This window comes from Caballeronia sp. ATUFL_F1_KS39 (assembly GCF_023630985.1).
Lineage (GTDB): Bacteria > Pseudomonadota > Gammaproteobacteria > Burkholderiales > Burkholderiaceae > Caballeronia > Caballeronia zhejiangensis.
The window spans coordinates 124,868-137,789 of record NZ_JALQDZ010000033.1 but is presented as its reverse complement, the minus strand read 5'-3'; the positions used below and the strand labels follow the sequence as shown (position 1 = coordinate 137,789).

The following is a 12,922-nucleotide window of genomic DNA, read 5'->3' as shown; positions in this document are numbered from 1 at the left end:
GCCCCGCCGCTTTTCCTTTGCGCGCGTGATCGCCGCTTCACATCGCGTTAATGCGCGCCGCTCAGCGCCGCTGTCGCGATCGACGGCACCGAAATGCCATTGGTCTTCGCGTACTGCACCGCTTGCGAGAGCGTCTGCATGAGCGACTGCAACTGCCCCGGCGCCGATTGCGCGACATAGTTCGCCGCCTGCACGGTCGACGGATTCGAACCCGCCTCCAGCAGCGACGACATGTTCATCGAATTCGTCACCGAGCCAAGATTCGATTGCAGGCCGGCGTACTGCTTTACGCCCTGCCCGAGCGACGCGAGGCCGTCGCTGAAGGTCTTCTTGCTGGCGGCTGTCGGCGGCGTCGCGGAGCCGTTCGTGAATGCCTGCATCAGCGATTGGGACACGCTCTGCTGCGTGCCGCCGAGTTGCGACAATACGCTCGTGCTCGGAACGGCGTTCCCGCCCGATGCGCCAGAGAGCAACCCCGCCGCCGATTGCGCCTGGCTCGCGACGCTCGACATGCCCATCGCCGAGGCGAGGGTCGACTGCCCGGTCAGCACTTGCTGGTTCGCGCCGACATAGCTTTGCAGAAGCGAATTCAGCGCCGAAGGCTGCGTCGCGCCGTTCGCGCCCGACGTCACGTCAGACTTGCCGCTCCCGAAGCCGAACTGTTGAAGATTGAGTTGTGCGTACGATGCCCCCGGCGCGATTACCGCAAATGCGATCCCAGCCGAAAGAAGCGCCGTTCGATACGTACGGTTCGCCATGTTCGGTTCCTCCTCAGAATTGTCCGATGTTCGATAAGCCCGATTCGACCATCGGTCATCTGGACGGTTCGCTGCAGAAACATTTGCTTGCGAATTCCGTCGAGAGGTCCCGCCTACAGATCGGCGAGCGGATGCATTTCCCTGCGCCACGGCGATGACAGGAAGTGCTGCACGCGCTCGGCGCGCACTTGCGCGAGCGTCGTCGGCGCGAAACGCGGCCGCTCGTCCTTGTCGATGATGAGCGCCCGCACGCCTTCGACGAAATCGCCGTCATCGATCGCGCGGTACACGACGCCGAGTTCCATGCGAAAGCAGTCCGCGAGCGACATCTGACGGCCACGCAACAGCGCGTGATACGTGACTTCGAGCATCGTCGGCGAATGGCTTTCGAGCAGCGCGAGCGTCGCGCGCGCCCAGTCGGATTCATCCGTTGCGAGCGATGCGACGATGCGTTCCACGCCGCCCGTCGCGCACACGGCGAAATGGCGTTTGATTTGCGCGCGCATATCGTCGAGCGGCGCGTGCCGTTCGATATTCGCGCTCGGCACGAACACGCGCGCCACTTGCGTCATCGTGTCCTGCGCATCGTCCCAGCGGATAGCTTCGAGACGCTCGACGAAACTGCGCAGCCACGTCGACGGCACGCATTCGTCCGCGAGACCGACACGCCGCGCATCCGCGCCCGACAGACGCGCGCCCGTCAACCCGACGTAAAGCGCGAGATCGCGCGGCAGCACGCGCAGGAAATGCGTCGCGCCGACATCGGGCAACAGGCCGATGCGCGTCTCCGGCATCGCCATGCGCGTGCGCTCGGTCGCGATGCGCAACGCCGCGCCTTGCGCGAGGCCCATGCCGCCGCCCATCACGATGCCGTCCATCAGCGCGATAACCGGCTTCGCAAAGCGATGCACCGTGAAATCGAGCCGATATTCATCGATGAAAAACTTGAGCCACGGCGTCTCGTGATGCGGATCGTTGCGCGCCGCGTGATAGAGCTTGCGCACGTCGCCGCCCGCGCAAAACGCCTTCTCTCCCGCGCCGCGCAAGACGACCGCGGCGATCGAATCGTCCGCGGCGCATTGCGCGAAACGTTCGGCGAGATGCGCGATCATGCCGTGCGAGAGCGCGTTCAAGGCATGCGGACGGTCGAGCGTGACGATCGCCACGCGGTTCACGACCTCGAAGGCGACTTCGGGCGCGTCGCGTGAAAGTTCAAGCGTGCTCATGAATTCCTTTAGTCAGCATTGCTGGTCTGGCGCAGCTCCGGGAAATCTTCCTCCCAGAACTCGAACTCGCCGCGCGCGCCGTCCTGCGTGCGCGCGATTTCCTGCCGGCGCAAATCGACGCGGCGAATCTTGCCGGAGATGGTCTTCGGCAATTCCGCGAATTCGAGCCGGCGGATGCGCTTGTACGGCGCGAGCCGTTCGCGCGAGAACGCGAACACGCTTTTCGCGAGTTCGGGTCCGATCGAATAGCCGTGACGCAGCGTGACGAACGCCTTCGGCACCGAAAGACGCAGCGGATCGGGACTCGGCACGACAGCCGCCTCGGCGATCGCTTCGTGCTCGATCAGCACGCTTTCCAGCTCGAACGGGCTCAAGCGGTAATCCGACGACTTGAACACGTCATCCGCGCGGCCGACGTAGACGAAGTAGCCGTCCGCGCCACGCGCGGCGACATCGGATGTGCGATAGAAGCCGCCTCGCATCGCGTTTTCGGTGGCCTTGGGGTTATCGGCGTAACCGGTCATCAGGCCGAGCGGCGGCGGATCGAGCGCGAGCGCGATTTCGCCTTCTTCGGCAGGATTGCCATCCGGATCGAGCAAGGCCACGCGATAACCCGGCAGCGGACGGCCCATCGAGCCCGGCACGAGCCGCTGGCCCGGCGTGTTGGCAATCTGCGCGGTGGTTTCGGTCTGGCCGTAGCCGTCGCGGATCGGCAATCCCCACGCATGCTGCACGCGCTCGATGATCTCCGGATTCAGCGGCTCGCCCGCCCCGACGATCTCGCGCAGCTTCACCTCGTACGACGCGAGCGGCTCCTGCACGAGCATGCGCCATACGGTCGGCGGCGCGCACAGCGTCGTGACTTCGTGCTTCACGAGCACATCGAGCGCGCGGGCGGCATCGAAACGGCTGAAGTTGTAGATGAACACGCACGCCTGCGCGTTCCACGGCGCGAAGAAGCAGCTCCACGCGTGTTTCGCCCAGCCGGGCGAGCTGATGTTCCAGTGGACGTCGCCGGGTTGCAGGCCGATCCAGTACATCGTCGAGAGATGCCCGACCGGATAACTCTGATGCGTATGCGCGACGAGCTTCGGCTTCGACGTCGTGCCAGACGTAAAGTACAGCAGATACGGATCGTTCGCGGACGTTTCGCCGTCCTTGGCGAATTCCGCCGATGCGTCGTACGCGGCTTCATACGCGAGCCAGCCGTCCTGCGCGCCGCCCACCGCGATGCGCAAGCCCGGTACGTCGATGCCATCGAATTTCCTCGTTTCGGCTGCATCGACGATGACGTGCTGCACGCCGCCTAGCGCGATGCGGTCGCGCAAATCCGCGCTCGCAAGCTGCGTCGTCGCGGGCAGGACGATCGCGCCGAGCTTCATCGCGGCGAGCATCGTGTCCCATAGCTCGACGCGATTCGGCAGCATCAGCAGAATGCGCTCGCCGCGTTTCACGTTCAGCCCCCGCAAATGATTCGCGACGCGCGCGGAACGCTCGCTCATCTGCGCAAACGAAAGCCGTGTCTCGTCGCCGCTTTCGCCGACGATCTGCAACGCGGGCGCGTCGTTGCCGCGCGCCATCGGATCGAAATAATCGAGCGCCCAGTTGAAGCGATCGAGCGACGGCCATCTGAAGTCGCGATACGCGGTGTCGTAGTCCGTGCGATGAGCAAACAGGAAGTCTCGTGCTTCGATGAATGCCTGGGCTTCGTTCATTGCGTCTCCAAAGATTTATACGTTGCGCGCGATCACCATCCGCTGCACTTCGCTGGTGCCTTCGTAAATCTGCGTGATGCGTGCATCGCGATAATGACGCTCCACCGGATAATCCTGCAGATAGCCGTATCCGCCGTGAATCTGGATCGCGTCCGAACACACGCGCTCCGCCATTTCCGACGCATACAGCTTCGCCTGCGACGCCTCCGACAGACACGGCACGCCTTCGGTACGCATGCGCGCCGCGTGATGAATCAAGAGGCGCGCGGCGTTGATCTGCGTTTGCATGTCGGCGAGCATGTTGGCCACCGACTGATGTTCCTGAATCGGCTTGCCGAACTGCACGCGCTCCTTCGCATAGGCGCGCGCCGCATCGAATGCCGCGCGCGCGATGCCGAGCGCCTGCGCCGCAATGCCGATGCGCCCGCCTTCCAGATTCGACAGCGCGATCTTCAAGCCCTCGCCGCGCTTGCCGAGCAGATTCGCGGCGGGAATCGCGCAATCGTCGAAGTTGATCGGACACGTATCCGACGCGCGGATGCCGAGCTTGTGCTCCGGCGCGCCGACGTTGAAGCCGGGCGTGTCCGTCGGCACGATGAACGCGGAGAGGCCGCGCTTGCCCTGATCGGGATCGGTCACGGCGAAAACGATCGCCACGCCCGCGCGTTTGCCGTTGGTCACGAACTGCTTGTTGCCGGAAATGACCCACTTGCCGTCTTTCTCGACGGCGCGCACGCGCAGGTTGTTCGCTTCGGAGCCCGCCTGCGGCTCCGTCAGGCAGAACGCGCCGATAACCTCGCCGCTCGCGAGCTTCGGCAGCCATTCGGCCTTCTGCGCGTCGGTGCCGTACGCGAGGATCGGCCCGCAGCCGACCGAGTTGTGCACGCTCATCATCGTCGCGCAGGACGCGCAGCCGGCGGCGATCTCTTCCATCGCGAGTGCGTAGGCGGTGTAGTCGCTGAAGGTGCCGCCGAGTTCGGCGGGCACGATCATCCCGAGCAGGCCGAGTTCGCCCAGTTGCCGCACGACTGCGTCGGGGATCGCGCCGTCCTTGTCCCACTGGCCCGCGTTCGGCGCGAGCGCTTCGGTTGCGAACTGGCGAGCCGCGTCGCGGATCATGCGTTGCTCTTCGGTGAGAAATGCGTCGATCATGTTCTGAATTCGGTGATGGGGGCTTGCGCGGCGAGGCTCGCCGCATCGATCGTTTAAACTTTCTGGCCGCCGCTCGCCCGGTCGATGATGGGCGGCTGGGCCGTCTGAGCACGAGTCTAGGCAATCGCCTAACGTTAGCCGATGCCCAAAACGATCACGCTAACTGAGCGCTTTGGCCACCTAGTGACAACCCCAAGTACCAAAAAAAAGATCGAGCGCGACTCGATTTCCGTGAGCCTCGTCGAAGCCGCATTGCGATGCGCCGAATCGCGCGGCGTCGCGCGCGGGCATTTGCTGGCCGCGGCGGGCATCGCGCCGGCGACGCTCGATTCGCCGCGCGCGCGGGTGTCGCCGGTCCAGTACGGCAAGCTGTGGAACGCCACCGCCGACGCGCTCGACGACGAGTTCTTCGGCCAGGACGCCCATCCGATGCGGCGCGGCAGCTTCGTGCTGCTATGCCACGCGGCGCTTTCCTCGCGCGACGGCGCGCAGGCGCTCGGGCGCATCGCGACTTTCATGCGGCTCGTGCTCGACGATCTGAGCTTCGAGCCGGACATCGACGACAAGCGCGTGCGAATCTGGCTCGCCGACAAAGCCGGACCGAAGTCGATGTTCGCCTACGCGACGGCCTTCATCCTCGTGTATGGGCTCTTGTGCTGGCTGGTCGGGCGGCGCATTCCGGTGCTCGCGGCGCACATGCGCTGCCCCGAGCCCGCCGACAGCGACGAATATCGCCTCATGTTCTGCAACGACCTGCGTTTCGACGCGACGCGCTCGTTCGTCGACCTGTCGGCCGAATGCGCGGCGCTGCCGATCGTGCAGACGTCCGCCACGCTCAAGCGCTTCCTGCGCGATGCGCCGGCGAATTTCATCGTGAAGTATCGCAATCCGGATTCGCTCGCGGCGCGCATCCGGACGCGTCTTCGGCAAACCGCGCCGACGGACTGGCCGGAAGCCGAAAGCATCGCGGCCGCGCTGCATATGGCCGAAGCCACGCTGCGGCGGCGTCTGAAGCAGGAAGGGCTGACCTATCAGACGATCAAGGACGCATTGCGGCGCGATCTGGCCATCGCGCGTCTTGCGCATACGCAGGAGACGATTCCGCAAATCGCCGATGCGCTCGGCTTCGCGGAACCGAGCGCGTTCCGGCGCGCATTCAGGAAGTGGACGGGCGTGCGCCCCGCGGATTACCGGCGGGAGAGCTGAAGCGCGCGAACATCGAGGCTGCTATATTGAATCGTCCATGATTTCGCACCACGGAGCGCACCATGACCAAAGCCAGCCGGGATGAACGTTCGAAGCAGGAACAACCGAAGAAGGAAACCGAAGAGGATTTGCTCGACGAGGCGCTGGAAGAGACCTTCCCCGCAAGCGATCCGATCGCGGTGCATCCGGAGCCGGAATCGCCTGAAGACCGTAAAAACAAGTAGTCGTTCGGTTATTCGCCCGAGTCGGGCTCATCCGGACTCGAGAGCAGCACCACGAGCTTCTCGACGTGCTGATGTAACAGCTTGACGTGCTTGTCGATCTGTTCGAGACGCCCGGTCAGATCGGCCTTCGCCGACTCGCTCATGCGATCGGACGCGATGAGTTCATCGACCTTCGGCTGCATCGATTCGACCTGCAGCAAGCCGAGCTGGCGCTCCAGGCGGCGTAAGTCCTGCGACAGCAGCTCGCGATTCTTCCGAAAAACCAGATCGCGGCGGTTGGCTTCGGCCTGTTGCTGGGCCTGATCGGCGACACGGCGCGTCGCTTCGGTCTGGGAAAGCAGCGGTTCCGGGCCGCGCAACACGGAACGCTTCGGCGCGGGATGGGCCGTGCCGCGGAACACGGCCATCGGCGTTTCCTCGTCGATCGCGCGCAGGACGTCGGGCGGAATCTCGTCCAGCGTGCGGCGCTCGTCCATCCAGTGCGGCGGCAGGCCGGTCACGAGCTCGATGCCGCGTACGAATTCCTCGTTGAAATCGCGCTGACCGCCGACGATCAGCTTCATGAACGTCGGCGAGAAGTTCATCATGCGTGCGAGGCGGCCAGCGCCGCCCGGCGAGCCGACCAGGACATTGAGGTTGGCTCGCCAGACTATGAACAGCGTTTCGTCGAAATCTTCCATGAACAGGCTCCAGGCAGTCCGACGCGCCCGAACGTGCACATCGGATTTGCGCGCGGCGGCGCTGCGCGCATGCGTATCCGGTTCCCGCGCTTTCCGATCAACATCGTGCACCGTGGCCGGTGCGTCGTCTACATACCGCATAAAACACCATACTACCTTCATCGGCAAGCCGGGCGGACAACGGCGTCCGCGCCGATGCGGACGTGCGACACGACGCGCACGCCGCCGGCCGGCTTACGGTTCGTTGCGCAGATACCCTTCCTTGCTCGGATCGAGCATGCGCCAGGAGACGATGAGCGAAATGGCGCACATCGCCGTGACATACCAGAAGAACGTCGATTCGCTGCCCGCCGATTTCAGCCACAGCGCCACATACTCCGCCGAGCCGCCGAACACCGCGTTGGCGACCGCGTACGACAGGCCGACGCCCAGCGCGCGCACTTCCGGCGGGAACATTTCCGCCTTGATGAGACCGCTGATCGACGTGTAGAAGCTCACGATCGCGAGCGCGATCACGACCAGCACGAACGCCATGACCGGGTTCGACACCGTGGAGAGCGCGTGCAGCAGCGGCACCGTGCAAATGGTCGCGAGCGCGCCGAAGCAAAGCATCGAGGCGCGGCGGCCAATGCGGTCCGACAGCGCGCCGAACAGCGGCTGCAGCAGCATGTAGACGAAGAGCGCGGCGGTCATCACGTTGCTGGCGGTCTTCGCGTGCATGCCCGCCGTGTTGACCAGATACTTCTGCATGTAGGTCGTGAACGTGTAGAAGATGAGCGAGCCGCCCGCCGTGAAGCCGACGACCGTCATGAACGCGGCCTTGTGCTGCATCAGGCCGGCCAGCGTGCCCGCTTCCTTGCGATCGCGCGTCTCGGCGGTCGACGTTTCGTCGAGCGAACGGCGCAGGTACAGCGAGATCAGCGCCGCGCACGCGCCGATGAAAAACGGAATGCGCCAGCCCCACGCCTTCAGCTCTTCCGTCGACAGGAACAGTTGCAGGATCACGAGCACGAGCAGCGCGGCGAGCTGGCCGCCGATCAGCGTCACGTACTGGAACGACGCGAAGAAGCCGCGCCGGCCGCGCAGCGCGACTTCACTCATGTACGTCGCGCTGGTGCCGTATTCGCCGCCCACCGACAAGCCCTGGAACAGGCGCGCGATCAGCAGCAGGAACGGCGCCCACGCGCCGATCGACGCGTACGTCGGCAGGAAGGTGATGACGAGCGAGCCGCCGCACATCATCAGGACGGAGATCATCATCGCGTTGCGGCGGCCGTGCTTGTCGGCGATGCGGCCGAAGAGCCACCCGCCGATCGGGCGCATCAGGAAGCCCGCCGCGAACACGCCCGCCGTGTTCAGCAACTGAACCGTCGGATTGCCGCCGGGAAAGAACGCCGCCGAAAAGTACAGCGCGAGGAACGAGTAGATATAGAAGTCGAACCATTCGACGAGGTTGCCCGACGAGGCGCCGACGATGGCGAAAACGCGGCGCCGGGTGTCCTCTGCGGTGTAAGCGGGAAGGTCGGTCATGTTGTTTCTGATCTCTTGGTCACTGTCTGGATGGCGTATGTCGGGGTTTCATCCCCGATCCGGGCGCTCTTGGCGGCGTTCGGGCGCAAGTTTATACGCGGTTCCGCAACCGGCGCGCGATCGTGGCGCGCGAAACACGGCCGGACGGAGTAGGAAAATTCGCGCAAGGACGCGCCCGCATCGCGTTCACCGATGACCGCCCCACCCGCTCAGGCTTGCCGCAAAAGCATTTGCCGCCCTTGCGACGGCATCGTTCAACGCTTTCGACATAAATCGTCTTTGCCTCGATCGTTGGTACTAGGTGGTTACCCTGATTAAAGATTTTGACGATTATTTATCGATAAAGTCTCGGGATCACGATTCACATCGACGAGGACTGCATGAGTCAGCATCAACCGATCATTCTCGACGCCGCGCTCGCGTCGACATTCGCGCAAGTCGCGCTCGGCCACCTGACGCGCGAATATCCCAACAAGCTCGATCACGTCATGGCAAGCGTTGCCGACGTGCAAAGCCCGCGCGCGCTGCATCCGATTTTCTACGGCAGCTTCGACTGGCATTCGTGCGTGCACGGTTACTGGCTGATCGCTCGGCTGATCGACCGCTTTCCGGATCTGCCGGACGCGCCGCGCATTCGCGCCGTGATCGACGAGCATGTCACCGAGGCTAACGTCGCCGCTGAAGTCGCTTATCTGCAGCGTCCCGCCGCGCGCGGCTTCGAGCGGCCTTATGGCTGGGCGTGGCTGCTCGCGCTCGCAGGCCAGCTGCGCTCGATGCGTTCCGACGACGGCGCGCGCTGGGCCCGCACGCTCCAGCCGCTCGCGGACGCATTCGTCGCACGCTTCGACGAATTCCTGCCGAAATCGACGTATCCGCTTCGCGTCGGCACGCACTTCAACATGGCGTTCGCCTTGACGCTTTCGATCGGTTACGCGCGCGTCGCGCAGAACGCCGATTTTGAGCATCTGCTGAAGGAAACCGCCCTGCGCTGGTTCGAGAAGGACGAAGGCTGTCAGGCGTGGGAACCGGCGGGCGACGAGTTCCTGTCGCCGTCGCTGATGGAAGCCGTGCTGATGCGTCATGTGCTGCCGGGCGAGCGCTTCGTCGGCTGGTTCGACCGGTTTCTGCCGCGCATCGCCGAGCGAGAACCCGCGACGCTCTTCGCGCCGGCCACCGTCACCGATCGCAGCGACGGCAAGCTCGCGCATCTCGACGGCCTGAACCTCTCGCGCGCGTGGTGTCAGCGCACGATCGCACGCGCGCTGCCGGCGGGCGATGCGCGTATCGCCGTGCTCGAGACGGCGGCGCACGAACATCTGGCGTCGGGCATTGCGCATGTCGCGGGCGATTACATGGGCGAGCACTGGCTCGCGACGTTCGCGCTGCTGGCGCTGGAAGCCTGAGCGGTTCTAGACGCGCGGCTGGAACGCGATCACGCCCATGCCGATGAGCGCGATCGCCGCGCCCGCGACATCCCACGCCGTCGGCCGGATGCGCTCGACGGCCCATAGCCACGCGATCGCCACGCCGATATACACGCCGCCATACGCCGCGTAGACGCGCCCCGCCGCCGCGGCGTGCAGCGTGAGCAGCCACGCGAACAACGCGAGCGACAGCGCGCCGGGCACGACGAGCCACGGCGAGCCGCCCTCCTTGAGCCATCGATGAGGGAAATAGCAGCCGGCGATCTCGGCGATGGCGGTGACGACATAGAGCGCGAACGTTTTCATGAGGCGCATTATCGGCGTTCGCGAGACGTTGCGTGGTCCGCGTCCGCTGCGGACAATGACGCCCTTGCTCGAAACTTCAGGCCGCCGACCTTGCAGACCGATTCAACCGATGCCGCCGCGCTGCCCGTGCACTGGCACAGGCGCGTGCTGATGCTGGCCTTTCCCATCGTTCTCGCGAATCTCACGCAGCCGATTCTCGGCGCCGTCGACACGGCTGTCGCCGGGCATCTCGACGGGCCGCAGTATCTCGGCGGCGTCGCGCTCGGCGGGCTCGTCTTCAGCTTCGTGTTCTGGGGCTTCGGCTTTCTGCGCATGGGTACGACGGGACTCGTGGCGCAGGCGTTCGGCGCGCGTGACGACGACGCCTTGCGCAAGAGCGTGCTGCGCGCGTTGCTGCTCGGACTCGCGATCGGCGCGGCGGTGCTGGTGCTGCAAGTGCCGATCATTCGTTACGCGCTCGTCGCGCTGGGCGGCAGCGCCGCCGTGCAGGGCACCGCGAGCGCGTACTGTCACGCGCGCATCTGGGCCGCGCCGTTCGCGCTCGGCAATTACGTCGTGTTGGGTTATCTGCTCGGCTGCCAGCGCGTGAGGCTCGCGCTCGTCACGCAGATCTTCATCAATCTGGTGAACATCGTCGCGGTGCTGCTTTTCGTGTATCGCTTCGATTGGGGCATCGCGGGCATCGGCGCAGCAACGGCGTTCGCGGATTTCTGCGGCTTTGCGCTCGGACTCGCGATTCTTTGGCATCTGCGTCCGCGCGGTCTCGCGCCGCTCGTCCCGCGCTCGCTCTTCGACGCGCACGCGTTGAGGCGGGTCGTCGCGATCAACCGCGACATCTTCATCCGCACGATCTGCCTGCTCGGTTCGTATGGCTGGTTCGCGCATCTCGGCGCGCGTCAGGGGGATGCGATCCTCGCCGCGAACGCCGTCCTGCTGAACTTCCAGACCTTCATGTCCTTCGGTCTCGACGGCTTCGCGCACGCGGCCGAAGCGCTCGTCGGCGCGGCGGCGGGCGCGCGCGACCGGTACGCGTTCCGTCAGGCCGTGAAGGTGACGATGTTCTGGTCGGCAATCGGCGCGGCGGGCTTTTCCATCGTCTTCTGGTTTAGCGGCGAATGGATCATCGGCAAGCTCACGGATCAGGCGGTCGTGAAGGCGGCGGCGGTGCGCTATCTGCCGTGGGCGTCGGTTCTGCCGCTCGCGTCGGTCGCGGGCTTTCAGCTCGACGGCGTGTTCATCGGCGCGACGCGCACGCGCGAGTTGATGAAGGCGATGGCGGTCTCGCTTGCTGCCTTTCTGCTTGCTGCGTGGGCGCTCGCGGGATCGCTCGGGAATCACGGGCTGTGGCTGGCGCTCACTGTTTTCATGGTGGCGAGAGGTATTACGTTGGCGATTCAGGTGCCGGCGATCGAGCGGGCTTCGTGTGCGACTTTGGGAAGGTGAGGTATGGTGCGTCGGGTTTCTGCGCGGATGGCAAGTCTGCCCTCGCTTCGTCCAACGATTTTCTTGGAGGTGGGCACAGTCAGCATCGACAAGAGAAGACCTGCAATAACGTCCGCCAGATAATGGCCGCCCTGCGTCGGCGTGGCACGATCATGGTCACGTTGAGCGAAATCGCAATGCAGAACAGCCAACGAAACTTTGCGAGCGAATCGAAGCTATTGCCCCGCCAGCCCCTCCAGCAGCGCCTTATGAAACGCCGCCGGATCCTGCATCTGCGGCGCGTGCCCAAGCTCCGGAAACTCGACGAGTTTCGCGCCTTCGATACGCTCCTTCGCCAGCTTCGCGAGATCCGGATATCGCCCGAGCATCGGCCGAATCTCCGGCGGCGCGAAGTCCTTGCCGATCGCGGTCGTATCCTTGTCGCCGATAAGCAATAGCGTCGGCGTCTTCAACTGATCGAATTCGTAGACGACGGGCTGCGTGTAAATCATGTCGTACAGCAACGCCGAGTTCCACGCGACGATGTCCTTGCCCGGTCCGCGATACATGCCCGCCAGCATCTGCACCCACGGTTCGTAGTCGTCGCGCCACTGGCCCGAGTAGTACGTGCTCGTCTCATAGCGGCGGATGCCGTCGGCGCTCGTCTTGAGCTCGCGCGCATACCAGTCGTCGATGGAAATCGACGGCACGCCCTTCGCCTTCCAGTCTTCGAGCCCGATCGGATTCACCAGCACGAGCTGCTCCGTCTCGCGCGGATACATGAGCGCGTAGCGCACCGCGAGCATGCCGCCCGTCGAATGCGCGATGAGCGTCGCCTTCGACACGCCGAGCGCGGTCAGCAGCGCATGCGTGTTGCGGGCAAGTTGCTGGAAACTGTATTGATAGCGCGCGGGCTTCGTCGATTTGCAAAAGCCGATCTGATCCGGCGCGATCACGCGATAGCCCGCATCGCTCAAGGTCTGGATCGTCTGCTTCCACGTCGCCGAACAAAAATTCTTGCCGTGCAGAAGTACCGCGGTGCGTCCATTCGGATGCGCCGGATGCACATCCATATACGCCATGCGCACGACCTGGCGCTGCGACGTAAGCGCGAAGCGCGCGACCGGATACGGATAGTCGAAGCCCTGCAACTCGGGGCCGTATGCGGGGCCGTCATTGCCGGCCGCTTGCGTGGCTTCGTCGGCATGTGCTTGTAAAGCGAAGGACATCGCGAGACACAACATCAAGGATCGAAGGACGGACGGCTTGCTGCGCGCTG

The 12,922-nt window shown here is 64.7% G+C and carries 12 protein-coding genes; 4 read left to right on the top strand and 8 right to left on the bottom strand.

Annotation, left to right across the window (positions count from 1 at the left end; translation table 11 throughout):
* Window positions 1-47: 47 nt before the first annotated feature.
* From NCR93_RS15025 to NCR93_RS15010, 4 genes are all read right to left on the bottom strand, one after another.
* A complete protein-coding gene (locus tag NCR93_RS15025) occupies window positions 48-758 on the bottom strand; it encodes a hypothetical protein (protein ID WP_239295352.1) in 711 nt (236 codons plus the stop codon).
* A gap of 113 nt (window positions 759-871) precedes the next feature.
* Window positions 872-1,984: an enoyl-CoA hydratase/isomerase family protein gene (locus NCR93_RS15020; protein ID WP_175983068.1), complete on the bottom strand. Its 1,113-nt coding sequence runs from the start codon at window positions 1,982-1,984 to the stop codon at window positions 872-874.
* 8 nt (window positions 1,985-1,992) lie between these two features.
* On the bottom strand, window positions 1,993-3,699 hold the full coding sequence (locus tag NCR93_RS15015; RefSeq protein WP_175983069.1) for an AMP-binding protein: 1,707 nt from the start codon (window positions 3,697-3,699) through the stop codon (window positions 1,993-1,995).
* 15 nt (window positions 3,700-3,714) lie between these two features.
* Window positions 3,715-4,848: an acyl-CoA dehydrogenase family protein gene (locus NCR93_RS15010; protein ID WP_175983092.1), complete on the bottom strand. Its 1,134-nt coding sequence runs from the start codon at window positions 4,846-4,848 to the stop codon at window positions 3,715-3,717.
* 213 nt (window positions 4,849-5,061) lie between these two features.
* Between NCR93_RS15010 and NCR93_RS15005 the strand changes: the two genes are divergently transcribed.
* Together NCR93_RS15005 and NCR93_RS15000 are read left to right on the top strand one after the other, a co-directional pair.
* Complete coding sequence (locus NCR93_RS15005; RefSeq protein ID WP_372492616.1) at window positions 5,062-6,057, top strand: AraC family transcriptional regulator; 996 nt, start codon at window positions 5,062-5,064, stop codon at window positions 6,055-6,057.
* A gap of 62 nt (window positions 6,058-6,119) precedes the next feature.
* Complete coding sequence (locus NCR93_RS15000; RefSeq protein ID WP_008353861.1) at window positions 6,120-6,281, top strand: hypothetical protein; 162 nt, start codon at window positions 6,120-6,122, stop codon at window positions 6,279-6,281.
* An 8-nt stretch (window positions 6,282-6,289) separates the two neighbouring features.
* Here the strand turns inward: NCR93_RS15000 and NCR93_RS14995 are convergent, their stop codons facing one another.
* Together NCR93_RS14995 and NCR93_RS14990 are read right to left on the bottom strand one after the other, a co-directional pair.
* Entirely contained in the window at window positions 6,290-6,961 is a 672-nt protein-coding gene (locus NCR93_RS14995; RefSeq protein ID WP_033536103.1) for a hypothetical protein, read from the bottom strand.
* Window positions 6,962-7,195: 234 nt separating this feature from the next.
* Window positions 7,196-8,491: an MFS family transporter gene (locus NCR93_RS14990; protein WP_175983071.1), complete on the bottom strand. Its 1,296-nt coding sequence runs from the start codon at window positions 8,489-8,491 to the stop codon at window positions 7,196-7,198.
* Window positions 8,492-8,871: 380 nt separating this feature from the next.
* Here NCR93_RS14990 and NCR93_RS14985 point away from each other — a divergent pair, with 380 nt between their 5' ends.
* Complete coding sequence (locus NCR93_RS14985; RefSeq protein ID WP_175983072.1) at window positions 8,872-9,894, top strand: DUF2891 domain-containing protein; 1,023 nt, start codon at window positions 8,872-8,874, stop codon at window positions 9,892-9,894.
* 6 nt (window positions 9,895-9,900) lie between these two features.
* Here NCR93_RS14985 and NCR93_RS14980 read toward each other — a convergent pair whose 3' ends face one another.
* Window positions 9,901-10,221: a YnfA family protein gene (locus NCR93_RS14980; protein ID WP_008353867.1), complete on the bottom strand. Its 321-nt coding sequence runs from the start codon at window positions 10,219-10,221 to the stop codon at window positions 9,901-9,903.
* 150 nt (window positions 10,222-10,371) lie between these two features.
* Between NCR93_RS14980 and NCR93_RS14975 the strand changes: the two genes are divergently transcribed.
* Entirely contained in the window at window positions 10,372-11,664 is a 1,293-nt protein-coding gene (locus NCR93_RS14975; RefSeq protein ID WP_241814156.1) for an MATE family efflux transporter, read from the top strand.
* A 215-nt stretch (window positions 11,665-11,879) separates the two neighbouring features.
* On the opposite strand, the gene NCR93_RS14970 is transcribed toward NCR93_RS14975, so the two are convergent.
* Window positions 11,880-12,872: an alpha/beta fold hydrolase gene (locus tag NCR93_RS14970; RefSeq protein WP_235366205.1), complete on the bottom strand. Its 993-nt coding sequence runs from the start codon at window positions 12,870-12,872 to the stop codon at window positions 11,880-11,882.
* Window positions 12,873-12,922: the final 50 nt, after the last annotated feature.

Bases quoted from the DNA above. Each gene is read 5' to 3' on its own strand.
- NCR93_RS14970 (WP_235366205.1), bottom strand. From the start codon at position 12,872: ATGTCCTTCGCTTTACAAGCACATGCCGACGAAGCCACGCAAGCGGCC.
- NCR93_RS15020 (WP_175983068.1), bottom strand. From the start codon at position 1,984: ATGAGCACGCTTGAACTTTCACGCGACGCGCCCGAAGTCGCCTTCGAG.
- NCR93_RS15025 (WP_239295352.1), bottom strand. From the start codon at position 758: ATGGCGAACCGTACGTATCGAACGGCGCTTCTTTCGGCTGGGATCGCA.
- NCR93_RS15000 (WP_008353861.1), top strand. From the start codon at position 6,120: ATGACCAAAGCCAGCCGGGATGAACGTTCGAAGCAGGAACAACCGAAG.
- NCR93_RS15015 (WP_175983069.1), bottom strand. From the start codon at position 3,699: ATGAACGAAGCCCAGGCATTCATCGAAGCACGAGACTTCCTGTTTGCT.
- NCR93_RS14980 (WP_008353867.1), bottom strand. From the start codon at position 10,221: ATGAAAACGTTCGCGCTCTATGTCGTCACCGCCATCGCCGAGATCGCC.
- NCR93_RS14985 (WP_175983072.1), top strand. From the start codon at position 8,872: ATGAGTCAGCATCAACCGATCATTCTCGACGCCGCGCTCGCGTCGACA.
- NCR93_RS14995 (WP_033536103.1), bottom strand. From the start codon at position 6,961: ATGGAAGATTTCGACGAAACGCTGTTCATAGTCTGGCGAGCCAACCTC.
- NCR93_RS14975 (WP_241814156.1), top strand. From the start codon at position 10,372: ATGCTGGCCTTTCCCATCGTTCTCGCGAATCTCACGCAGCCGATTCTC.
- NCR93_RS14990 (WP_175983071.1), bottom strand. From the start codon at position 8,491: ATGACCGACCTTCCCGCTTACACCGCAGAGGACACCCGGCGCCGCGTT.